Origin of the sequence: uncultured Sphingosinicella sp., from assembly GCF_963974575.1 — a bacterium.
In the GTDB taxonomy this organism is placed as follows: Bacteria; Pseudomonadota; Alphaproteobacteria; order Sphingomonadales; family Sphingomonadaceae; genus Sphingosinicella.
Window position 1 is genome coordinate 61,417 of record NZ_CAXBBQ010000008.1, and the last position, 21,352, is coordinate 82,768.

The window sequence follows — 21,352 nt, forward strand, 5'->3', positions numbered from 1 at the left end:
GCGTTGGCGGAAGGGCCGCTTTCCGGCATCAGGATCGTGGAATTCGCAGGGATCGGTCCGGGCCCGTTCTGCGGGATGCTTCTCGCCGATCTCGGCGCGGACATCATCCGCATCGATCGCAAGGGTGCGAGGACGGGCGGCGAGCCGACCAACACCACGTTTCGCGGGCGGCGCTCGATCGCGCTCGATCTCAAGAACGCGCAAGCGGTCGAACTCTGCCTCTCGCTCGTCGAGAAGGCCGATGCGCTGTTCGAAGGTTTCCGCCCCGGCGTCATGGAACGCCTCGGTCTCGGCCCCGATGCCGCGCTCGCGCGCAATCCGCGCCTCGTCTACGGCCGCATGACCGGCTGGGGCCAGACGGGTCCGCTCGCGCAGGCGGCGGGGCACGACCTGAATTATTTGTCGCTGAGCGGCGCGGCGCACGCCATCGGCCCCGCCGAAAAGCCGGTTCCCCCGCTCAACATCGTCGGCGATTTTGGCGGCGGTTCGCTCTATCTCGCGATGGGCCTTCTCGCGGGCATCATCAGTGCGCGCGGCACCGGGCGCGGGCAGGTCGTGGACGCCGCGATCGTCGAGGGTGCAGCCTCGCTGATGACGATGTTCTACGGTCTCCGCACCACAGGCCGCTGGAAGGACGAGCGTGCCGTGAACGTGCTCGACGGCGGCGCGCATTTCTACAACACCTACCGCTGCGCCGACGGGAAGTGGATTTCGCTGGGGCCGATCGAGCCGCAATTCTATGCGCTGCTGCGCGAGAAGGCGGGCCTCGACGATTCGGTGTTCGACGCGCAGATGCAGCGCGATGCGTGGCCGGAACTGACCGCGAAGCTGGCAGACGTAATCGCGGGGAAAACCCAGGCCGAATGGTGCGCGCGCCTTGAAGGGACGGACGTTTGCTTCGCGCCCGTGCTCGGCCTCGATGATGCGCCGCAGCATCCCCACAACACGGCGCGCGGCACCTTCGTGGAGGTTGCGGGCGTCGTGCAACCCGGTCCCGCGCCGCGTTTCTCGGAAACGCCGGGCGCGATACAGGGCCCGCCGCCGCAGATCGGCGAACACAACAGCAGCGCGCCGCGCGACTGGGGCATTGATGCCGATCGTATTTCCGCGCTGCAAGCCGCGGGCGTGCTTTGAAAAACACGAGGGAGGGTCATCCGATGGAAACAAACGAACGCCGCAGCGCGCTGGCAATGCTCTTGGCCTTGCCCGTTGGTGTCGCCGCGCTTTCCGGCAGCGCTGCCGCTGCGCCGCGCAAGGCGGGCGCAGCCGATCGGCTCGATCGGCTCGCTTCACATCAGGAAATCACCGACATCCTGAACCAGTATGCGCGCGGCTGGGACCGGCTCGACGAAGAGGCGCTGCGCGGCTGTTTCTGGCCGGAAGCACAGCACCAGCATGGCGGATTCAAGGGGCTGTCGCAGGATTTCATCACCAAAGCCTTCCCGATGGTCGCGAAGGTGAAGGGCACCCGCCACAGCATCTCCAACATCTTCATCGAGATCGAAGGCGATCGCGCCTTTGCTGAATGCTATTTCGCGGCGACGCATCGCCGCATGAATGCTGCGGGGACAGACGAGGAGGATTATTTCCTCTCGGGCCGCTACCTTGATCGTCTGGAGCGGCGCGGTGGCGTCTGGAAAATCGCGATGCGGCGCGGTCTCAACGAATTCGAGCGCGTCGAGCCGCGCGCCGATGTTTCGCTCGCCAAGGCAGACCCGGAGCAACTCGGCCGCCGCAAGCCCGAAGATCCCTACTACACGATGCTCGCGGCGTTCCGGGCCGGGAAGTAACGCCCGGCCCTTAAAGCTATAGTCGCTCGACGATCGTCACGTTCGCCATGCCGCCCGCCTCGCACATCGTCTGCAGGCCGTAGCGGCCGCCGCGATCGTGGAGTGCGCTCACCAGTGTCGTCATCAGCTTGGTGCCGGAGCCGCCGAGCGGGTGGCCGAGCGCGATCGCGCCGCCGTTGACGTTGAGCTTGCCCATGTCCGCGCCCAGCGCCTGCGCCCAGGCGAGGGGCACGGGGGCGAAGGCCTCGTTCACTTCATAGAGGTCGATATCCGAAATCTTGAGCCCGCTGCGGGCGAGCGCCTTTTCGGTCGCCGGGATCGGTGCTTCCAGCATGATGACGGGATCGTGGCCGATCACGGTCATTTGATGGATGCGCGCAAGCGGTGTGGCGCCCAGCGCCTTCAGGCCGGCTTCGTTCACCACGAGCACGGCCGCCGCGCCGTCGCAGATCTGGCTGGCGTTTGCCGCGGAGGTCACGCCACCCTCCTGCAGCAGTTTCGCGCTTGCGATCTTCTCGAGGCTGGCGTCGGCGCGGATGCCTTCGTCCGTGTCGTGGACCAGCGTTTCGCCTTCGGGCGTCGTCACTTCGATGGGCACGATTTCGCCCCTGAACTTGCCCGCCGCCGTCGCCGCCGCCGCGCGGCGATGGCTTTCGAGCGCGTAGGCGTCGAGCGCGGCGCGGTCGAGGCCGTATTTGCGGGCGAGAAGCTCGGCGCCCTTGAACTGGCTGAACGGTGTGTTCGGGTAGCGCGCCTCTACGCCGGGGCTGCGGTGCGTGCCATAGCCATGCTGCGCGGGCAGCGTCCACGGCAGGCCCATCGGCACGCGCGTCATGCTCTCGACGCCCGCGGCGATCACCACGTCCATCGTGCCCGACATCACCGTGGCGGCGGCGAAGTGCAGCGCCTGCTGGGAAGAACCACATTGCCGGTCGACATGCGTGCCGGGGATCGATTCAGGCAGGCCCGCCGCCAGCACGGCGTTGCGGCCGATGTTGGCGCCCTGCTCCCCTGCGGGGCAGGCGCAGCCCATGATGACATCCTCGACGAGCGCGGGATCGGCGTCGGCGCGCGCCACGAGATCCGCGAGAATGCGGCCCGCGAGGTCCGCCGGGTGTAGCCCGGCAAGGCGGCCTCCGCGTTTTCCCCCTGCACTGCGCGCCACTGCGACGATATAGGCTTCGGCCATGACCCGGTCTCTTTCCAAAATTTTACTTGTGAGCAAAATTCCATTGCACGCACTTCTCGTCAAGTGCATTATCCAAATGAATTAGATAAGCTCAGCACGGGAGGACGGCATGATCGCCGACATGCGCTTTGGCACCAACCTTTACCGGTTCCCCGGCTTCGGGCCGGAACTCCAGCCGCTTATCGAGTTCGTGAAGCTTTCTGAAGACTTCGGTTTCGAGCGGATCCGCCTGCCTGATCATGTCGTCGGCATCATCGCGGAGCGCCACGGCGGCATCGCTGAGACGCCCTATACCGACAAGAGCGTGATCCGCGAGGTGTTCACGCTGATGGCGTATCTCTCCGCCATCACCAGCAAGATCACCTTCGTTCCCGCCGTGATTGGCCTTCCGCAGCGACAGACGGTGCTTGCCGCGAAGCAGGCGGCGGAGGTGGATATTCTCTCGGGCGGCCGCCTCGTCCTCGGCGTCGCGATCGGCTACAACGCGCTCGAATTCCGGGCGATGGGCTTCGAATTCTCGGATCGCGCGAAGCGCTTCGAGGAACAGATCGATGTGATGCGCAAGCTCTGGACAAGCCCGGACGTCAGCTACGAAGGCGTCTATCACAATTTCGTCGATGTCAGCCTGTCGCCGCTGCCGATCCAGCGGCCGATCCCGCTCTATTTCGGACTCGGACGCGTCATCGCGCCGATTCCGCCCGATGCCGTGCTGAAGCGCATAGGCCGCCTCGCGGACGGCTGGTTCCCGATTTTCAAGCCGGACGCCGACGGCCAGAAGGCGTTCGACACAATGCGCGCCGCCGCCCTTGAGGCCGGGCGCGATCCGGGCGCGATCGTGATGGAGATGACGCTGAACGTCACCGGCCTGGACAAGGACCAGATTCGCGACGAAATCCTGAAGCGCCGCGATTTCGGTGTCGATGTCATCAATTTTAGTCTGCCGGGTACGACCGCGGCCGAGCATATCGATGCGCTGAAGCGGCTGAAGGAAACCTTGGATTCCGCTGCGGACTAACGCCCTTCCGAACTCACTTGAAATACTGGTAGGAATCGTCGCTACGGTCGTGCTTGCCCGCGACTTTCGCGAACGCCGGCCAGTCCGTTGAATCGTAACGGATCTGTCCGTAGATTTCGCCGACATAGCGGCGGTGCTGGATCGCCCAGCGTCCGTTCTTCAGCGTCCAGCGGTCGATGTAGCGGCCACGATAAATGCTCTCCACCACCGTGCCGTCTTCCAGCGGATGGTCGCGGATCACCGAATCGCCATAGCCTTCCGAAACCGCCCGGTCGCCGTTCACCTCGATGTAGACGTTCAAGATGCGATGGTGCGTGTGCGCCTTCGAATCCACGAACTTCTGGCCGCTGTCGAGCGGTGCCGAATAGGGGCCGAGTGGATTGTTCATATATTGGGCGGTGGCATCGGTGTGCCAGATCGTATCCTGCAGCGCGCGGTCGCTGCGATCCATCGCGCGGCAATAGCGTGCAAGACCGTCGAGGATAGCGAGACGCGCGGCCATTTCGTGCTGCATCTGCTTCGCATCAATGCCGCGCGCCGCAGACGGTGCGGCCTGCGCCTTGGCCGTGCCGGAAAGCGCAGCAAGGCCGAACAGGCCGGCCGTGAGCGCAAGGAACCCCCGCCGCTCGGGCTGCGCATCGGCAAGCCACACGCGGTCGGGTTCATCGATCATGCTCATCTGTTTCTCCCCTCGGGTTTTTAGCGGAATGCTGGCAAAATATCGCGCGCGAAGGCCTCGATCTGCTCGATGTAGACGTCAACATTCGGCATCAGCAGCCCGAGCGCGACATGGTCCACCCCGATAACTTCGTAAGCTTTGAGCTCCGCGATCGCTTCCGCCGCACTCATCAGCGGTTTGCTCCCCGCCCGTGCGCTCGGCGTCTGAAGGCGGATGCGATTGGGCAACGAAACGGCGATGCGCGGCAACTCCGTGCGGCCCATTTCCTTCGCCGTGATTTCGAGAAGCTCGATGCCTTTCGCAAGTCCCTCGGCATCCGCGGCGTTGGGCAACCACCCGTCACCGAGCTCGATCGCGCGGCGAATGGCGCGCGGCCCGTTGCCACCCGTGTAAAAGGGTGGGGCGGGAGACTGGACGGAACGGATCAGCGTTCTCAGCGGCCCGAACGAAACGAATTCACCCTCGAACGAGGCCTCCTCGGACGAGAGGATCGCGCGGATCACGCGCAGGTACTCGTCGTGCATCCGCCCACGCTTCGAGAAGTCGACGCCGAGCGCCTTCGATTCCGCCTCAACGTGCCCGGTGCCGGTGCCGATCATCAGGCGGCCGTTCGAGAGCTGGTCGATGGTGCCGATCATTTTGGCCTGCACGATCGGGTTGCGATAGGGCAGGGTGATGATGTCGCTGGCGAGCGTGACCCGGCTGGTGACACCGGCGAGGAACGACCACACCGCATAGGGATCGAGCCACCAGTCGTCGCCCGCATAATACTGGAACAGCGATACAGGCTGCGCAGGCGCGGTCGTCGTCTCGCCGGCTTTCAGGAAATTGCTCGTACCGCCGACGGAAATTTCTTCCGCCGGGCCGAGCGGCGCAACGAGATGATCCTGAACCCACAGCGAGTCAAAACCGAGGTCTTCCACGCGTTCGGCGATGCGGCGCACCTCTGGTCCCCGGCACCATTTTCGGTAGCAGGGAATGCGGATTCCGATCTTCACTTGGCGGCGCCTTTCCGGGCTTCGAACACGAGGAGCACGTTGCCGGGCGCCTGCACCGCATAGCCGTAGCCCGAGGAGACGAAGAGCAGGCCGTCCTTCATCACAGGGCCTGAACCGCCGCCGAATGAACCGCCCTTTGCGGTCTCACCGTTCACGGTGACGACGGGCTGTGTCGTATCGTATTGCCAGAGCACCGTGCCAGTCTCGCCGTCATGGATACGCAGCAAACCGTCCATCGCGCCGTTCAGAACATAGCCCGGTCCCGCCGTGATCGAGCCGGACGTGCCTGGATGGCAGAGCGGCTTTCCGCCACAATTGTCTGGGACGGGATGCTCCCAGATGAAATTGCCGGTCGCGGCGTCGAGCGCATAGATGCCGGGGCGCGGATCGCCTTCGTATTTCACGCCGACATTGGTGTCCGCGACCGGCACGTAAATGCGTCCTCCTTCGGCGGCCATGCTGAAATGGATGCCGCCAAGAAGCCCGCCGCGCCCGACCCTCTTTTTCCAGACGAGCTTGCCGTCATCGGGATTGATGCCGAACACCCATCCCGATTTCTGTCCCGCAATCAGGATCTGCTTGCCGCCCTTCGTCGTTGCGAGGATCGGCGGCGCGGCGAAATCGAAATCGGGGCCGGGCTTCTTCGGGCAGTTGGCGTCGTTGGCAGTGCCGCACGACATGTTCCAGGCATCGCCCTCAAGACCCTGGAAATGCCACTTCTGCCGGCCGGTCTTCAGGTCGATGGCGATGATCGCATCGCTCGTCGTCGTGGCCGGATCTGAATAATTTTCCCCGGTGCCGAAGTAGAGCAGGCCGCGCTTCGCATCGACCGTGGGCGTATTCCACACGGGCGCGCCGGAGGGGCCAAAGATTTCCGTGCCCGCGCGGTTCGTGCCTTGCGAAACCGGTGTATCAACCGAGTAGCTCTGCCAGAGCTTTCGGCCCGTGCGCGCTTCGTAGGCGACGACCTGACCGCGGAAGGTGCAACAGCCGTACGCTGGGTTGCCCGCAGCGGCGATTTCACCGCTGGAGACGGGCACGTAGAATACGCCGTCGTGATAGGCCGCCGCCGCGGTGATCTTCGCGGAACTGTGCTCCTCGGGGCGGTCGCTCCACACGAGGCTGCCGTCACGGATATCGACCGCGTAGACCTTGCCGATACCGTCGCCGAAGATGGCGATCGGCTTCGCATTGTGGTCGCCCTTCTTCCACGGCTGGACGACGATACCAGTCTGCACTTCGCCCGCTGCGTCGAAAGTCCAGCGTACGCAGCCCGTTTCGCGGTCGAGCGCGTAAACACGTCCGCTATGGCTACCCATGATCGCAGCGCCGCCGACAAGTGCGGGCTGCGAGCGCACGCGGTTCGCGTTCGGGAAGCCGAATGCCCATTTGAGCTTCAGATTTCCGATGTCGGCCTTCGTGATGCCGCCGCGCTTGGCGGGGACAAAGCGGCTGTTGTCGGCCTCCTGTCCCCAAATCCAGCCATCGCTGCCGTCGTTGAAATCGAAGGCTTTGCGCGGCGCTTCGCACATCTTGAGCGAAGCGGACTTGGCGTCGCCATACTTGCGCGGCGATGTGAGATATTCGGCGACCTGAATGCGCTGGTCTTCGGTAAGGGTTTCGCCGATGTCGCGCATTACGCCGCTCGTCAGTGTCTGCACGATCGCTTCCGGCATCATCGCGCCCATCATGCGTGTCAGCGGGGCTTTCGGCACCGAGCCGTCGTGGCAGACGAGGCAGGTTTCGCGGAAGACTGCCGCGCCGGGCATCGCCTCGCGCGCGCGCTCTGCGGCGAGGAACGCCTCGTTGAGTGCCTTGCCGCCGCCTTTCTCTTCCGGTTTTCCTTCCGGTGGCGCAGCGGCGGCGATCGCGATCGCCGACAGGCCAAGCAGCGAGGCGATGATCAGGGGTGAACGTGTTTTCATGATCGTCTCTCGTTTGGATTGCGCTTCGGCCGCTCAGGCGGTGCGGAAACGAATGGTTTTGGCGTAGCTGTATTCGTGCAGTCCCTCGATGCCGTACTCGCGACCGAAACCAGACCGCTTGATGCCGCCGAAGGGGGCGTGGACGCTGAAATTGCCGGGGCCGCCGTTGATGCTGACGCCGCCAGTTCGCATGGCGCGCGCGATCTCGAACGCGTGGCCCATGTTCCGTGACCACACCGTCCCGGCGAGGCCGAAATCCGAATCGTTCGCGACGGAGACAGCCTCTTCGTCGCTATCGACGCCGAGGATGACGGCAACCGGCCCGAAGATTTCCTCACGTGCGACGGGGCTGTTGTTATCGAGACCATCGAACAGCGTCGGTTCATAGAAGAAGCCCTGGTTCTGCTCGGTCGGGCGCTGACCACCGAAAACGAGGCGGCCGCCGCCATCTCGCGCCAGTTGAACATAGGACTCCACCTTGTCGCGCTGGCTTGCGCGGATCAGCGGCCCCATGGTGACGCCGGGCACGAGCCCGTGCCCGATCTTCACGCTGCGCGCCATCTCCGCAAGACGATCGAGATACGCCGACTTGACGCTGTTATGGACGATATGGCGCGTGGTGAGACCGCAGGCCTGCCCGGCGTGCATGGTCATGCTGCGGAGGCCCGCCGAGACCGCGAGGTCAAGATCGGCATCCGGGCAAACGATCATCGCGGACTTGCCGCCGAGTTCGAGAACAAGGCGCTTCAGTGTCGGCGCCGCCTGCGCCTGGATCAGCGAACCCACGGTGTCCGAACCGGTGAAACTCACCATGTCGACACGCGGGTCCGAGGTGAGCAGCGAGCCGACGTCGACACTGCCGGTGACGACATTGAAGACACCTTCGGGAAGGCGAGCGGCCTCTGCTGCTTCGGCAAGGAGCAGCGATTCGAATGGCGTGAACGGGGAGGGTTTCAGCACCACGCTGTTACCCATCACCAGCGCCTGCATCGATTTGACGATGCCCATCAGCAACGGAAAATTATAGGGCGTGATCACGGAAACGACGCCGATCGGCTCGCGCACGACGACACCGGCGCCGACATTCGCGGTGCCGTCAGGCAGCGGCACGGCTTCGAGCGGCAGGTTGCGATCGAGATCGGTGCGGGCAAGTGCCAGGATCGCGCGCCCGACAGCGACGGATGTGTCGTAGCCGACCGCGCGGGCAAGGCCCTGCGCCACGCCGGTTTCGGTAACGATCAGCCGGACGATCGCATCGCCGCGTTCAGCGAGCCACGCAACAAACGGCTCCAGGCGCGCCGCGCGTTCGGCGGTTGAAAGGCGAGGCCATGGTCCGTGATCAAAGGCGTGACGCGCCGCGGCGAGCGCGGCATCCACCTCGCGCACGCCGCCCACCGGTGCGCGCCCGAAGACGGACTCCGTTGCGGGATCCGGAATCTCGTCAAATGCACCTGTGGAGGGCGCGATCCATTCACCGCCGACATACAGGCGGTCGTATCCGCTGAACGGGACTTCGGACGAAACCAACGGCGCGACCTCCCACGACTATCTACACAGCGATCTTGCGTCGCCATTTTTGCATTGTGGTGCATGTTTTTAGGAGGGTCAAGCAAAAGCGCGATAATCCTGCTCCGTGTCGATGTCGTGTGCGAGGCCCGGGCGGCGCACGAATGCGACGCGAAGACCTGCCATCTCCGCGGCGCGGCGATGCGCGGAGGCACTGTCATCGCCGTAAAGATAAGGGATGGCCGAGGGTGGCGAGAGAAGCAGCGCGTTCGTTCCGAGGCCCGCATGATCGGGCGCGATCACGCAGATTGAACCATCTTTTGCGGCATCAAGCAGGGCGCGGATATCATCTGCCTCCAACGACGGCAGGTCGGTGCTGAGCGACAGCACCGAAGATGCGCCGCGTTTTTGGGCGTAATCCGAGGCCTGTGTGAGTGCGGCGTTGAGCGAGTCTTCCTGCTCTTCCACGAACCCTACACCCGCCGACCTGGCCATATCGCGGGCCTCAGGAGAACGACTGACAACAATGATGTATTCAGGTGCCACGACCTTGGTGGCAACCCGAAGCACATGCGTGAACATTCGCTTGTTGAAGGCCTCGCGCTCCACTGGAGGCAGCACATCGGCGAGGCGACTCTTGCCCTCGTCGAACGGTCGCACAGGAATGATGATCCACACGGTCATGGCGCTATCGTGCGCGTAGAGAACGGGCGAAATCCAGCGTGATGCGTGCGAGGCGTTCGCGGTCAGCGGCGTCGCGCATCAACGTGTCGTCGGCAAGGATCGCAGGGCCGGTGCAGGGCAGTGCCGCATCGGCATGATCTATGACGAGCCCGTCCAGGAGGCCGGCGTAGTAGTCGACAACGGCGGATGGCGTGGCCTCGAAGCCGCGCTCGTTCATGATCTTCGCCGCCGGCCCCTTCACAGCCTTGCCGCCGATGAAGGGCGAAACGGCGACCACAGGCACGCGCCGGCTTTCCAGCGCGCGGCGGATACCGGGAATGGCAAGGATCGGCCCGATGCTGAGGAACGGGTTCGACGGGCAGATAATTATCGCCTCAAGTGCAGGATTGGAAAACGCTTCGGCAAGCGCCGGCGACGGGGTTGCAGCATCGGCTCGGTCGTATCGGATCGAAAGGAACCGGGGCTCGCAGCGGCGGCGGACGAAATAGTCCTGAAACGCCAGTTCGCCCTCGTCCGTTTCCACCATCGAGCGGACGGGATCGTCGCTAACCGGTGCAATGCGATGACGGATGCCGAGGCTTGCTGCGATGTCAGCAGTAACGGTGGACAGAGTCTGCGTTTTCAGGCGCTGCGTGCGCAGCACGTGCAGCGCCATGTCACGGTCGCCGAGATTGAACCAGTCCTCACCGCCGAGATCGCGGAGCATCGCCATGAAGTTCCACGTCTCGCCCTCAAGGCCCCAGCCCTGCGTGCGGTTCGCGATGCCCGCGAGCGTGTAGGTGACGGTATCGAGGTCCGGGCAAACGGTGAGTCCAAGATGCTCGAAATCATCGCCGACATTGACGGCGATCAGAAGCTCTTCGGGCGGAAGCACGGTGGCAAGACCGGCGGCGAGCTTCGCGCCGCCGACGCCGCCCGCAAGCGCGACGATCATGGGAACAAGTCCAGCGCGCGCGGGCGCACGAGTTCGGCGGCATTGCCATCGCGGCGTGCATAGGTGACGCCGCGCACGATGGCGAGCGGACGGCCTTCACCGGCTTGCCCCATGATGAGGGATGCGGCGGCGGCGATTTCGTCGGCGAGGCCGAGTTCGCTGGTTTCGAGACGGCGGCCATAGATGTCGGGCGTACCGCGCAGGTCGAGGAGCGCAGGAAGGCCCGCCGCGCCGATGGCGGTGCCGGTGGTGCCGTTTCTCCAGGCGCGGCCGAGGCTGTCGACGATGAGCACGGCCACGTCTGCGCCCGATCGTTCACAGATGGCGCTGCGCAGCGTCGCAGCACTCGCATCGGGATTGCGGGGCAGCAGGAGAGCGGCGGGACGGCCATGGTCGATGTTCGACTGGTCGATCCCGGCATTCGCCAGCACGAGGCCGAGCCGATGGCGGACGATGAGCACACCCTTTCGCACGCGCATCACCTCGTCGGTTTCCGAAAGCACGAGTTCGACGAGGCGCGGATCCTTGTCGCATTCAGCTGCGAGTTCGGCGGCACGTGCGGAAGGTGTTACCGTATCGAGAGGGACAAGACGACCTTCCGATTTCGAGACGATCTTCTGCGCGAGCACGACGATGTCGCCGTCTTCCGGTGTGTGTGCGGCAAGGACAATCGCTGCGAGGTCGTCGCCGGCGGCGATCCACGGCACGCCATCCGGTGCGAACACGGTTATCGTTGCGCCGGAGCGTGTCATGGCTGCGTTACCGTCAGATGCCTGTGATGCGGATACCCGATCCCGGCACCTTGTACTTGCGGTTGAGTGCGATCAACACCGAAGTTAGCCCCTCCGCCACTACGGAATTCGCGAGCGGCCCGGCGTTCCACGCCTTGAGGCCGATCGCTTCGGCGAGTGCGACGACCGTATCCGCGGTTTCCGCCTCATCAGCGCAGACGAGGACGTCGCATTCGATCTCCTCGTCGAGCTTGGTCAGGTGATGCGCGGAGATGTTCTGGAACGCCGAGACGACCTTCACGCCCTCGCCGAGAAGCTTCTGCACGGCTTCCACCGCTGAGCCTCCCTCGGGAAGCTGCACGCGGCTCACCTTCGGCGGCACGAGGGGCACGGTGACGTCGATCAGGATCTTGCCCTCCAGATGCGCGCGCACCTCCAGTACGGTCGATTGCTGGGCGGCATAGGGCACGGCAAGGACGACGATGTCGGCCTTGGCGGCGGCGTCCGCATTGGCCGCGCCGATAATCCCTGCGCCGCCGAGCGTTTCGTTCATCGCAGCGGCGGCTTCGGCGGCGCGCTCCGACGTGCGGCTACCGACGATGACGGGATAGCCGCGATGCGCCCAGCGCAGCGCGAGCCCGCCGCCTTCCTTGCCCGTGCCGCCGAGGACCGCGATGGTCGGCTTTTCTTCACCGTGCATACTCGAACTCCTTACCCAAGGTCTTGTCTCCGCGCTTTTGCGGCGGTGTGAGAATGATCGGCGTGAGGTCGGCGGCTTCGTGCCCCCTGCGGCGTACAGTGTCGCTCACCGCGCCGTAAACCGTCGTGCGCTGGCGCGGTGTCCGCCCGATCGAACGGATCAGCGCGTCCATCGCGGCGGACGGCATCTCCTGCCCGTGCTGCGTGCCTGCCGCGCGCGAAATGCTCTCGTTCATCAGTGTGCCGCCGAGGTCGTTCGCACCCGATGCGAGACAGGCGGCGGCACCCGCCGGGCCGAGCTTGACCCAGCTCGTCTGGATGTTCGGAATCAGCGGATTGAGCGCGAGGCGGGCGACGGCATGCATCAGCCGCACCTCGCGGAAAGTCGGCCCCCGCCGCGCCTCTCCGCGCACGCCCATCGGCGCTTCCATGTGCACGAACGGTAGCGGCACGAATTCGGTGAAACCGCCGGTTTCGGCTTGCAGGTCGCGGATGTGAAGCAGGTGTCGCGCCCAGTGCGTGTAGGTTTCGACATGGCCGAACATGATCGTTGCGGTGGTCCGGAAGCCGATTTTGTGGGCGGTGCCGACGACGTGCAGCCATTCCGCCGTGTTCAGCTTGTCGGGGCAGATGATGCTGCGCACTTCGTCATCGAGGATTTCGGCGGCGGTACCGGGGAGGGTGCTGAGCCCGGCGTCCTTCAGGCGGTAGAGGAAGTCCTCAACGGAGAGGCCGAGCGTTTCCACGCCGTGGGCGATTTCGAGCGGCGAGAAGGCGTGCAGGTGAATATCCGGCACGGCGGCGCGGACGGTGCGCGCGAGTGTGAGATAGGTCTCGCCCGTGTAGCGCGGATGGATGCCGCCCTGCAGACAGACCTCGGTGCCGCCGCGCGCCCACGCCTCTTCCGTGCGCCGCGCGACTTCTGCGAGGTCGAGGTCGTAGGGTTGGCCGCGCAGCGTATCCGACGTCTTGCCCTTGGAGAAGGCGCAGAAGCCGCACTTGTAGGCGCAGATGTTGGTGTAGTTGATGTTGCGGTTGACGACGTAGGTGATCGTGTCACCATTTACCGCGCGCCGGAGTTCGTCCGCGCTTTCGCAGATATGTTCGAGATCGACGTCGCGCGCCTCGAAAAGTGTGGCGAGGGCGGCTTCGTGCGGCCGCTCTCCCGCGAGGGCGCGGCTCACCGTCGCCGCGATGCCCGGATTGAGCGTGGCAAGATAAGGCGCTTCGGGCGGACGGTCGGGGAGGGTGAGGCCGGGAGACCAGCCGTCGGCGCGCGCGAAGCCGGAGGTGTCGGCGGCGGCGAGCACGTGGCGCTGCATTGCTGCATCCTGCCAGCGCATGTTCTCGGCGACATAGGCGGGATAGACGGGAAGGCGCGCGACGAGGATGCGGTTCGCGGCCGCCGTCGCGGTGCGCAGGTGTTGCACGGCGGGCCACGGCGCTTCGGGGTTCACGTGATCGGGGGTGATCGGCGAGACGCCGCCCCAGTCGTTGATGCCCGCGTCGATCAGGCGCGGGAAATCGCCCACCGACAGATTCGGCGGCACCTGGATGTTCATCTGCGGGCCGAGCAGGATGCGCGCGGCGGCGGTGGTCCACAGCAGGTCGTCCATGTCCGGTTCGGGTGCATCCGCCATCACGGTGCGCGGCTTGGCCCGGAAGTTCTGGACAATGACCTCCTGAATGTGCCCGTAGCGGACGTGGATGTCACGGATCGCGACCAGCGCTTCCAGCCGCTCGGCGCGCGTCTCGCCTATGCCGATGAGGATGCCGGTGGTGAAGGGGATGCCGAGTTCACCCGCGATCCGGATGGTTTCGAGGCGAACCTTCGGTTGTTTGTCGGGCGAGCGATAGTGTGCGCCGCCCTTTTCGCAAAGGCGATCGGAAACCGATTCGAGCATCAGCCCCTGCGACACCGAAACAGGCCGCAGCATCGCCATCTCTTCGCGTGTCATCACGCCCGCGTTGATGTGCGGCAGCAAGCCCGTTTCGTCGCGCACGGCGGCAGCGACTTCGGCAAGATAGGAGAGGGTGGTCTCGTGCCCGAGCGCGGCGAGTTCCTCGCGCGCCGCCTTGAAGCGAAGTTCGGGCTTGTCGCCGAGCGTGAACAGCGCCTCGGTGCAGCCGGCGGCCTTCCCGGCGCGCGCGATGTCCAGCACCTGTTCGCGGGTGAGGTAGCACACCTCACCTTGGCGCGGAGGCTGGGAGAAGGTGCAGTAGTGACAGAGGTTACGGCACAGCTGCGTCAGCGGAATGAAGACCTTCGGCGACCAACTCTGGATGCGGCCGTGGCCTTCGTCGCGCAGCGCCGAGGCGTGCGCAAGCATTTCGGAAAGCGGCATCGCCAGAAGCGATTCAGGTCTGATTTCCGCCATCTCAGCAGACCCGGTCGGTGGCGGTTTCGGCGGTGGCCGGCTCGGTGCTTGTTGGCGGCATTTCAATGATCGCTACGACACTGCGTGCGAAGTGGTCGAGCGTCTCATCCGCAACCCATGTGGGGTGTCGGCGGCTTTCATCGGCAAGCGCGCGCTGGCGGGCCGAAAGCACCGCGTTCAGATAGTTGCCCACGAAGATGAAGCGTTGGTTCTTCATCGATGGTGCCATATCCGGCATCAGACGTCGCAGATGGTCGAGGCAGCGGCGATAGCCGACGTTGAGTTGGTCACCGAGCACATCCATCATGAGATCACGATGCGTCATCGCCAGCATGGTGATAAAGCGGATGTAATCGCCTTCGCCTGGGTTCGCAGCAACTGCCGGGAAGATCAGTACGTTCACAACTTCACGCACCGTGTGCGGACCGCCGCCTTGCTCCAGCCGGTCGAGCATGGTGTTTCGGCGGGCATCGATCGCGGCTGCGCCGTCCACGATGATTTCCCGGACCAATGCTTCCTTAGATCCGAAATAGTAACCGACTGCGCCGTGGTTCTTCTGGCCGGCCGCGGTGGCGATCTCGCGCACCGTGACGCCGTCCACGCCCCGCTCCGCGAACAGGCGCTGTGCCACGGCCTTGATGTGCGACGCGGAAACGTTGCGCGGCTGATCCTCGCCGCCGGAGATCTGAAGTCTGACCATGACTCGCAAATTCTCATTGCAACACCTCTCCGTCAAGTGCATTATCCAAATGAATTAAACAACGGGATCAATTTTTCATCGGAGTCTCCGTGGGACGATTGCCGGATATCGCGGTGCTCTCGAAATGGATGGAAACCCAAGGGCTTGGCTCTTATTCCATCGAGGGGGTGACCCCGCTCGCTGGGGGTACGCAGAACATTCTTTTGCGATTCCGCAGGGGTGGGCGCGACTATGTCTTGCGGCACCCGCCTGAGCATCCGCGCGCCAATTCCAATGAAACGATGCGCCGCGAGGCGCAGCTTCTGGCGGCGATTGCGGAAACCGACGTGCCGCACCCCCGCCTGATCGCCGCTTGCGGCGACGAATCGGTGCTCGGTGCTGCCTTTTACCTGATGGAGCCGATCGAGGGCTTCAATCCGGTCGCCGGTATGCCTGCACTTCACGCCGGTTCGGCGGAGATCCAGCACCGCATGGGACTTTCGCTCGTCGAGGGCATCGCGAAGCTCGGCGCGTTGGATTACCACGCGCTTGGGCTTTCGGGCTTCGGCAAGCCGGACAATTACCTCGAACGGCAGGTCTCGCGCTGGCGCGCTCAACTTGAAAGCTACGGCGAGTTCGCAGGATGGGAAGGCCCGGCCGCGCTCGGCGATGTCGAACGGATCGGGCGCTGGCTCGATGCGAATCGACCCGCTACGTTTCAGCCCGGTATCATCCACGGCGACTATCACATGGCGAACGTGATGTTCCGCAACGATGGGCCGGAGCTCGCCGCCATCGTCGATTGGGAACTCGCCACGATCGGTGATCCGCTCATTGACCTCGGCTGGGTGCTGGCAACATGGCCGGAGCCGGGCAAGGAGGGCGCGGTGAGCGTGAAGCCGTGGATCGGCTTTCCGACCGCTGAGGAACTCGTCGCGCACTATGCCGCGCGTTCATCCCGCGATCTTACCGCGATCGACTGGTATCGCGTTCTCGCCTGCTACAAGCTCGGTATCCTCCTGGAGGGCACGCACGCTCGTGCCTGTGCGGGGAAGGCGCCGCGCGATGTCGGCGACCGGCTTCACGCACGCAGTGTCTGGCTGTTCGGGCGTGCCGCCGGATGGACGCAGTGAGCGGCAGCATTTCAGAGATGACGATAGGGAGCGACATGAGCGTGAACGACACGGATTTTACCGGCCACAACGTGCTGGTGGTGGGCGGCTCCAGCGGGATCGGTAATGGCATCGCGCAGGCTTTCCGTGCGCGCGGAGCAAATGTTCACGTCTGGGGCACGCGCCCCAGCGCCACCGATTACGCGGGCGAAGAAGGCTCAAATCTCGAGGGGCTTGGCTACACGCAAGTCGATTGCGGTAGCGTCGAATCGATTCTGTCCGCGCCCGTGCCATTCGAGACCATTGACGTACTCGTCCATTCGCAAGGCACGGTGCTCTACAAGCGGCAGGAGTTCCAGCCGGAAGGGTGGGACAGGGTGATGGCGGTCAACGTGGGCAGCGTGATGCACATCTCGCAGCGCTTTCAAGGGGCACTCGCTGCAGCGAGAGGCAATGTGATCGTCATCAGTTCGATCGGTTCATTCCGCGCCACAATGGGCAATCCCGCTTATGCCGCCTCGAAGGCTGCGGCCGTGAATCTGGTCCGCGCACTGGCACAGGCCTGGGCGCCGGAGGGAATTCGCGTGAACGGCATCGCGCCCAGCCTCGTCGACACCAAGATGACCAAGGTGACGATGGATCACGAACATCGCCGCGAGCGGGCGCTCGCGAAAATTCCGCTGGGGCGCTTCGGCAGCGTGGAAGACATGGCGGGCGTGGCCGTGTTCCTCGCCTCGCCGCTCGCCGCCTACGTCTGCGGCCAGACACTGGTCGTCGACGGTGGCATGACGCTCTGAATACCAAAGCGAGACAAGGGGACAGGATCATGGATTTCGAATATTCGGACAAGGTTAAGGCGCTGCGCGAGCGGGTGACGGCGTTCATGGATGCCCACGTGTATCCGATCGAACAGGAACGCATCGATTTCCAGCACGACCACGCCAACTTGTGGAAGCCCTGGCCTGGGATCGAGGGCATCAAGGCGAAGGCAAAGGCCGAGGGGCTCTGGAATCTGTTTCTGCCGCACGAATATGGCGCATGGAGCCCCGGCCTCACCAACCTCGAATACGCACCCCTTGCCGAGCTGATGGGCGGCGTGGTCGGCGCCTCGGAATTCTTCAATTGTGCCGCGCCCGATACCGGCAACATGGAGGTGCTCGCCAAGTACGGCACCCCGGAACAACAGGAAAAGTGGCTGAAGCCGCTGCTCGCGGGCGAGATTCGTTCGGCTTACGTGATGACCGAGCCGGAAGTGGCGTCGTCCGACGCGACCAACATCGCCACCACGATCATCGCGGACGGTGACGACTATGTCATCAATGGCCGCAAATGGTGGATTTCGGGTGTGATGGATCCGCGCTGCAAGGTTTACATCCTGCTCGGCCGCACGCCGAACGATGGGCCGCGCCATCGCCAGCATTCGCAGATCATCATTCCGGCGGATACGCCCGGTATCGAAATCGTGCGTCCGCTTTCCGTGCTTGAATCTCTGCATTCCCCGGGCGGCCACTGCGAGATGCTGTTCAAGAATGTGCGCGTACCGAAAGAAAATCTGATCCTCGGCGAAGGCCGCGGCTTCGAGATCGCGCAAGGCCGCCTCGGACCGGGACGCATCCATCACTGCATGCGCCTTATCGGGCAGGCGCAGCGCGCGGTGGAATACATGGCGCGCCGCGTCGAAAACCGCGTCGCGTTCGGGCGGAAGCTCTCGGAGCAGTCGAGTATCCGGCAGGATATCGCGCGCTCGTTCTGCGAGATCGAGCAGGCCCGCTTGCTGACCCTGAAGGCCGCGGACGCGATGGATCGGTACGGCAACAAGGTGGCGAAGGATCTAATCGCCGCGATCAAGATCGTTGCGCCGCAGATGGCGCAGACCGTTGCCGATCGTGCAATCCAGGCGCACGGCGCGATGGGCCTTTCGGGCGATACGCCGATCGCGCAGATATTCGTCTCGGGCCGCTACCTGCGGATGGCAGATGGGCCGGATGAGGTGCATCTCTCGCAGCTCGGCAAGCTCAAGATTGCGGAATACAACGCGGCTCCCTTGCGCTGACGAGAGGCCGCGGGGAGGATCGGATCATGACGGTGGTGACGGAAAAATCCGCACGAAAGCCGGGAGACGCTGCCGCATGGTGGATGGTCGCCGTGCTGTTCCTGATCTATGTCCTCGCTTGGCTCGACCGGCTGGTAATCTCGATGCTGGTCGAGCCGATCAAGGCCGATATGGCGCTCAGCGATTTTCAGATGAGCATCATTCTCGGTCCGGCCTTCGCGATATCTTATGCCATCTTCGGCCTTCCGCTCGGCTGGGCGGCGGACCGGTTTTCGCGCCGCACGGTGATCTTCTTCGGTGTCCTGACATGGGCGTTCGCAACCGTGGCCTGCGGCTTCGCACGTACGTTCGAAACATTGCTGCTCGCCCGCATCGTTGTCGGGATCGGCGAAGCGGCATTGCTGCCATCGGCCTACTCGCTGATCTCCGACGGCTTCCCGCGCGAGAAATTGACGCTCGCGACCTCGACGTTTCAGATGGCGGGGAAGGTCGGATCGGCGACCGCGTTCGGTCTCGGCGGTATCGCCATTGCCTTCGCGGTGGGTTTGAAGGGTGTTGATCTGCCGATCCACGGTCCAGCCGAGCCCTGGCAGATCGTGATGATGCTCGTCGGGCTGCCCGGGTTCCTGTTCGCGTTTATGCTGTTCAGTTTCCGGGAACCGCTGCGCCGCGATTTGGGGAGGGCGGATCCGCAGGCGCGTTCTGTTGCGGCGACGACGGACTTCGTGCGTGCCAACTGGCAGCTCGTAGGCCTGATGCTCACGGCGTTCTCCGCCCTCGCAATCTGCGGTTATTCGATGACCGCTTGGGTGCCCACGTTCATCGGGCGTGAATACGGATGGGAACCCGTTGTCTATGGCCCGGCGCTCAGCCTGATGAACCTGCTTGCGGCCGCGTCGCTGGTGGTCAACGGCAAGATCGTCGACACATTGTTCTCGCGCGGCATGAAGGATGTGCATCTGCGCTTCTACAGTTGGCTGATCCTGGCGCTGACGCCGGCAATCCTCTACATGTTCTTCGCGCCCAACCCCTGGGTTTTCCTGGTGCTGTACGGCATTGTGCAGTTCATCACCGTGCCGTTCATGGTCTATTTGTCGTCGGTGGTCGCGCTGCTTGCGCCAAACGCCGTTCGCGGCCAGATAATCGCCTTCTTCATGTTCGTGTTCACGATGCTCGGTATGGGTGCCGGGCCCGCGGTGGTCGGCGGGCTGACTGATTTCGTTTTTGCGAGCGAGGACCGGCTCGGCGACTCGCTGGCGATCGTCGTTATCGCCGGGGCCGGCATTGCGTTTGCAGCGCTGAGACTTTCACTTCGATACCTCGGCCCGGCGATCATTCGGCGCGAAGCGCTCGCTGCGGACAGCGTCCGTGGTTGAGCTTTTGCCCGCCTTTGAAAGGGATGCATAATGTCTGTGACAGTAGAGGCAATCGATCCGGCAAACCGTGATGCGTTGGCGCTGGCCGACGAGCGGGTTGAATACAGCTGGAACGATCTCGATCCAATCCTGAACCGTGCAGCAAATGCACTTCACGTGGCTGTTGACACGTATCGCCGCGCAGCAGTGTTCGCGCCCAACAGTGCGGAGACCGCGCTCGCTTATGTTGCGTGCTTGGAGGCGGGGGTGTCGAGTGTACCGGTGAACTTTCACCTCACCGTTCAGGAGCTTGTTTACATTCTTCAGGATTCGAGCGCGTCCGTGCTCTTCGTCGGGCCGGAAACGGTCGAGGTCGGGCTCGCGGCCGCGCGCGAGGCCGACGTGGCGCAGGTTATCGGTTGGCGCTGCGAAGCCCAAGACGGGCTCGTGCTCTGGGAGGACTGGCTCGCCGCGGCCACTGCCGAGACGCCGCCCACAGACGTAAAACCGCTACCGCACCTGCACTACACCTCTGGCACCACCGGCAAGCCGAAGGCCACCGAAACACCGCCAAGCTACTTCCCGGCGGCGGGCACCGTGCGGGCGTTAGCTGAAATCCTGCGGCCGAAGGTCACGCCATCACCGGGCATCGCCGTGGGGCCGCTCTATCACACGGGCCCGCTTGGCATGGTCCGCAACCTGTTCGCCGGCATGTCGCTGATAACGGTGCAATCGTTCGACCCGGAAAAGGTGTTGGCGCTCATTGCTCGCTACCGCGTCGCGGGGTCGGTGATGGTCCCAACGCATTTTCAGCGGCTTCTGTCGCTGCCCGAAGAGGTGCGCGCGCGCTACGAAGTGTCCAGCATGAAACGCCTCGCGCATACTGGCGCGGCTTGCCCCCGCGAGGTGAAGAAGGCGATGATAGATTGGTTCGGTCCGGTTCTCGTGGAAGCCTATGGCGGTACTGAAGCAGGATCGACGACATTCATAACCTCTCCCGAGTGGCTGGAGCGTCCGGGTTCGGTAGGGCGCGCGCTGCCGCCCTTTGAGCTCGTCATCATCGGCGAAGATGGTAAGGAGCTTCCGCGCGGCGAAGTCGGGCGGGTCTATTTCCGCGACACGACCGGGCGCGGGATCGTCTATCACGGCGATCCGGTGAAAACGGCAGAGGCGCACATCGCGCCCGGCGTCTTCACACTCGGCGAAATGGGCTACGTTGATGCCGAGGGCTACCTGTTTATCACCGACCGCATGTCGGACATGATCGTGAGCGGCGGTGTCAACATCTATCCCGCCGAGGCGGAGCATGCGCTGCTGCGTCATCCGGGCGTCGCGGACGTGGCCGTCATCGGCGTGCCGAGCACGGAAATGGGTGAAGAGGTGAAAGCGCTCGTGATCCCGACCGATCCCGCCAATCCGCCATCATCCCAGGATCTCAACAGCTTCTGCCGCGAGACGCTCGCCGGGTACAAGTGCCCGCGTTCCTACGATTTCGTGGACGACATCGGTCGCAATGCGATGGGCAAGGTCAACAAGCGCGCGCTGCGGCAGCAATACTGGCCTTCCGATCGCATGATCGGCGGTTGAGGCGATGCGCCCGGAAAGTGTGTCGTGCATGTCGCGCG

General features: G+C 64.2%; 19 protein-coding genes. 8 read left to right on the top strand and 11 right to left on the bottom strand.

The features are described from left to right. The first annotated feature begins 3 nt into the window (after positions 1-3). On the top strand, positions 4-1,134 hold the full coding sequence (locus AAC014_RS14935) for a CaiB/BaiF CoA-transferase family protein (RefSeq protein ID WP_339709953.1): 1,131 nt from the start codon (positions 4-6) through the stop codon (positions 1,132-1,134). A 23-nt stretch (positions 1,135-1,157) separates the two neighbouring features. Further along, positions 1,158-1,790: a nuclear transport factor 2 family protein gene (locus tag AAC014_RS14940; RefSeq protein ID WP_339709955.1), complete on the top strand. Its 633-nt coding sequence runs from the start codon at positions 1,158-1,160 to the stop codon at positions 1,788-1,790. Between the two features lie 16 nt (positions 1,791-1,806). Here the strand turns inward: AAC014_RS14940 and AAC014_RS14945 are convergent, their stop codons facing one another. Beyond that, on the bottom strand, positions 1,807-2,979 hold the full coding sequence (locus tag AAC014_RS14945; RefSeq protein WP_339709957.1) for an acetyl-CoA C-acetyltransferase: 1,173 nt from the start codon (positions 2,977-2,979) through the stop codon (positions 1,807-1,809). 109 nt (positions 2,980-3,088) lie between these two features. On the opposite strand from AAC014_RS14945, the gene AAC014_RS14950 reads away from it, so the two are divergent. Beyond that, positions 3,089-3,994 (top strand): TIGR03619 family F420-dependent LLM class oxidoreductase, encoded by a 906-nt coding sequence (locus AAC014_RS14950; RefSeq protein ID WP_339709959.1) that lies wholly within the window; start codon positions 3,089-3,091, stop codon positions 3,992-3,994. A gap of 13 nt (positions 3,995-4,007) precedes the next feature. On the opposite strand, the gene AAC014_RS14955 is transcribed toward AAC014_RS14950, so the two are convergent. The 10 genes from AAC014_RS14955 to AAC014_RS15000 all read right to left on the bottom strand — a co-directional run bounded on the left by AAC014_RS14955 (position 4,008) and on the right by AAC014_RS15000 (position 15,228). Beyond that, positions 4,008-4,673, bottom strand: a complete 666-nt coding sequence (locus AAC014_RS14955) for a nuclear transport factor 2 family protein (protein ID WP_339709961.1) — start codon at positions 4,671-4,673, stop codon at positions 4,008-4,010. Positions 4,674-4,693: 20 nt separating this feature from the next. After that, entirely contained in the window at positions 4,694-5,671 is a 978-nt protein-coding gene (locus AAC014_RS14960) for a TIGR03619 family F420-dependent LLM class oxidoreductase (protein WP_339709963.1), read from the bottom strand. Next, entirely contained in the window at positions 5,668-7,596 is a 1,929-nt protein-coding gene (locus tag AAC014_RS14965) for a PQQ-binding-like beta-propeller repeat protein (RefSeq protein ID WP_339709965.1), read from the bottom strand. Before AAC014_RS14965 ends, AAC014_RS14960 begins: the two co-directional genes overlap by 4 nt. A 33-nt stretch (positions 7,597-7,629) precedes the next feature. Further along, positions 7,630-9,123: an aldehyde dehydrogenase family protein gene (locus AAC014_RS14970; RefSeq protein ID WP_339709968.1), complete on the bottom strand. Its 1,494-nt coding sequence runs from the start codon at positions 9,121-9,123 to the stop codon at positions 7,630-7,632. A 78-nt stretch (positions 9,124-9,201) separates the two neighbouring features. Further along, complete coding sequence (gene cofC / locus AAC014_RS14975; RefSeq protein ID WP_339709971.1) at positions 9,202-9,786, bottom strand: 2-phospho-L-lactate guanylyltransferase; 585 nt, start codon at positions 9,784-9,786, stop codon at positions 9,202-9,204. A gap of 4 nt (positions 9,787-9,790) precedes the next feature. Then, a complete protein-coding gene (gene cofD / locus AAC014_RS14980) occupies positions 9,791-10,720 on the bottom strand; it encodes a 2-phospho-L-lactate transferase (protein ID WP_339709974.1) in 930 nt (309 codons plus the stop codon). Then, positions 10,717-11,472 carry a coenzyme F420-0:L-glutamate ligase gene (cofE, locus tag AAC014_RS14985; RefSeq protein ID WP_339709976.1) on the bottom strand — a complete coding sequence of 252 codons (756 nt, stop codon included), beginning with the start codon at positions 11,470-11,472 and terminating at the stop codon, positions 10,717-10,719. Before cofE ends, cofD begins: the two co-directional genes overlap by 4 nt. A gap of 13 nt (positions 11,473-11,485) precedes the next feature. Continuing rightward, positions 11,486-12,151, bottom strand: a complete 666-nt coding sequence (gene npdG, locus AAC014_RS14990) for an NADPH-dependent F420 reductase (protein ID WP_339709979.1) — start codon at positions 12,149-12,151, stop codon at positions 11,486-11,488. After that, entirely contained in the window at positions 12,141-14,528 is a 2,388-nt protein-coding gene (cofH, locus tag AAC014_RS14995) for a 5-amino-6-(D-ribitylamino)uracil--L-tyrosine 4-hydroxyphenyl transferase CofH (RefSeq protein ID WP_339709982.1), read from the bottom strand. The genes npdG and cofH overlap by 11 nt, the downstream gene beginning before the upstream one ends. A 1-nt stretch (position 14,529) precedes the next feature. Beyond that, entirely contained in the window at positions 14,530-15,228 is a 699-nt protein-coding gene (locus tag AAC014_RS15000) for a helix-turn-helix domain-containing protein (protein ID WP_339709984.1), read from the bottom strand. A gap of 89 nt (positions 15,229-15,317) precedes the next feature. Between AAC014_RS15000 and AAC014_RS15005 the strand changes: the two genes are divergently transcribed. From AAC014_RS15005 to AAC014_RS15025, 5 genes are read left to right on the top strand one after another with little or no spacing between them, the layout of a single operon-like run. Then, complete coding sequence (locus AAC014_RS15005) at positions 15,318-16,340, top strand: phosphotransferase family protein (protein ID WP_339709987.1); 1,023 nt, start codon at positions 15,318-15,320, stop codon at positions 16,338-16,340. A 35-nt stretch (positions 16,341-16,375) separates the two neighbouring features. Continuing rightward, positions 16,376-17,116 carry an SDR family oxidoreductase gene (locus AAC014_RS15010; RefSeq protein ID WP_339709989.1) on the top strand — a complete coding sequence of 247 codons (741 nt, stop codon included), beginning with the start codon at positions 16,376-16,378 and terminating at the stop codon, positions 17,114-17,116. A 29-nt stretch (positions 17,117-17,145) separates the two neighbouring features. Then, positions 17,146-18,372, top strand: a complete 1,227-nt coding sequence (locus AAC014_RS15015) for an acyl-CoA dehydrogenase family protein (protein ID WP_339709990.1) — start codon at positions 17,146-17,148, stop codon at positions 18,370-18,372. Positions 18,373-18,398: 26 nt separating this feature from the next. Next, positions 18,399-19,748 carry an MFS transporter gene (locus AAC014_RS15020; RefSeq protein ID WP_339709991.1) on the top strand — a complete coding sequence of 450 codons (1,350 nt, stop codon included), beginning with the start codon at positions 18,399-18,401 and terminating at the stop codon, positions 19,746-19,748. Positions 19,749-19,778: 30 nt separating this feature from the next. Continuing rightward, positions 19,779-21,314 carry an AMP-binding protein gene (locus tag AAC014_RS15025; protein ID WP_339709992.1) on the top strand — a complete coding sequence of 512 codons (1,536 nt, stop codon included), beginning with the start codon at positions 19,779-19,781 and terminating at the stop codon, positions 21,312-21,314. Positions 21,315-21,352: the final 38 nt, after the last annotated feature.

Excerpts from the sequence above, each read along its gene's own strand:
- AAC014_RS14940 (WP_339709955.1), top strand. The coding sequence starts at position 1,158 with ATGGAAACAAACGAACGCCGCAGCGCGCTGGCAATGCTCTTGGCCTTG.
- AAC014_RS15015 (WP_339709990.1), top strand. The coding sequence starts at position 17,146 with ATGGATTTCGAATATTCGGACAAGGTTAAGGCGCTGCGCGAGCGGGTG.
- cofH (WP_339709982.1), bottom strand. The coding sequence starts at position 14,528 with ATGGCGGAAATCAGACCTGAATCGCTTCTGGCGATGCCGCTTTCCGAA.
- AAC014_RS15020 (WP_339709991.1), top strand. The coding sequence starts at position 18,399 with ATGACGGTGGTGACGGAAAAATCCGCACGAAAGCCGGGAGACGCTGCC.
- AAC014_RS14945 (WP_339709957.1), bottom strand. The coding sequence starts at position 2,979 with ATGGCCGAAGCCTATATCGTCGCAGTGGCGCGCAGTGCAGGGGGAAAA.
- AAC014_RS15025 (WP_339709992.1), top strand. The coding sequence starts at position 19,779 with ATGTCTGTGACAGTAGAGGCAATCGATCCGGCAAACCGTGATGCGTTG.
- npdG (WP_339709979.1), bottom strand. The coding sequence starts at position 12,151 with ATGCACGGTGAAGAAAAGCCGACCATCGCGGTCCTCGGCGGCACGGGC.
- AAC014_RS14965 (WP_339709965.1), bottom strand. The coding sequence starts at position 7,596 with ATGAAAACACGTTCACCCCTGATCATCGCCTCGCTGCTTGGCCTGTCG.
- AAC014_RS14955 (WP_339709961.1), bottom strand. The coding sequence starts at position 4,673 with ATGAGCATGATCGATGAACCCGACCGCGTGTGGCTTGCCGATGCGCAG.
- AAC014_RS14950 (WP_339709959.1), top strand. The coding sequence starts at position 3,089 with ATGATCGCCGACATGCGCTTTGGCACCAACCTTTACCGGTTCCCCGGC.
- cofC (WP_339709971.1), bottom strand. The coding sequence starts at position 9,786 with ATGACCGTGTGGATCATCATTCCTGTGCGACCGTTCGACGAGGGCAAG.
- AAC014_RS15000 (WP_339709984.1), bottom strand. The coding sequence starts at position 15,228 with ATGGTCAGACTTCAGATCTCCGGCGGCGAGGATCAGCCGCGCAACGTT.
- AAC014_RS15010 (WP_339709989.1), top strand. The coding sequence starts at position 16,376 with ATGAGCGTGAACGACACGGATTTTACCGGCCACAACGTGCTGGTGGTG.
- cofE (WP_339709976.1), bottom strand. The coding sequence starts at position 11,472 with ATGACACGCTCCGGCGCAACGATAACCGTGTTCGCACCGGATGGCGTG.
- cofD (WP_339709974.1), bottom strand. The coding sequence starts at position 10,720 with ATGATCGTCGCGCTTGCGGGCGGCGTCGGCGGCGCGAAGCTCGCCGCC.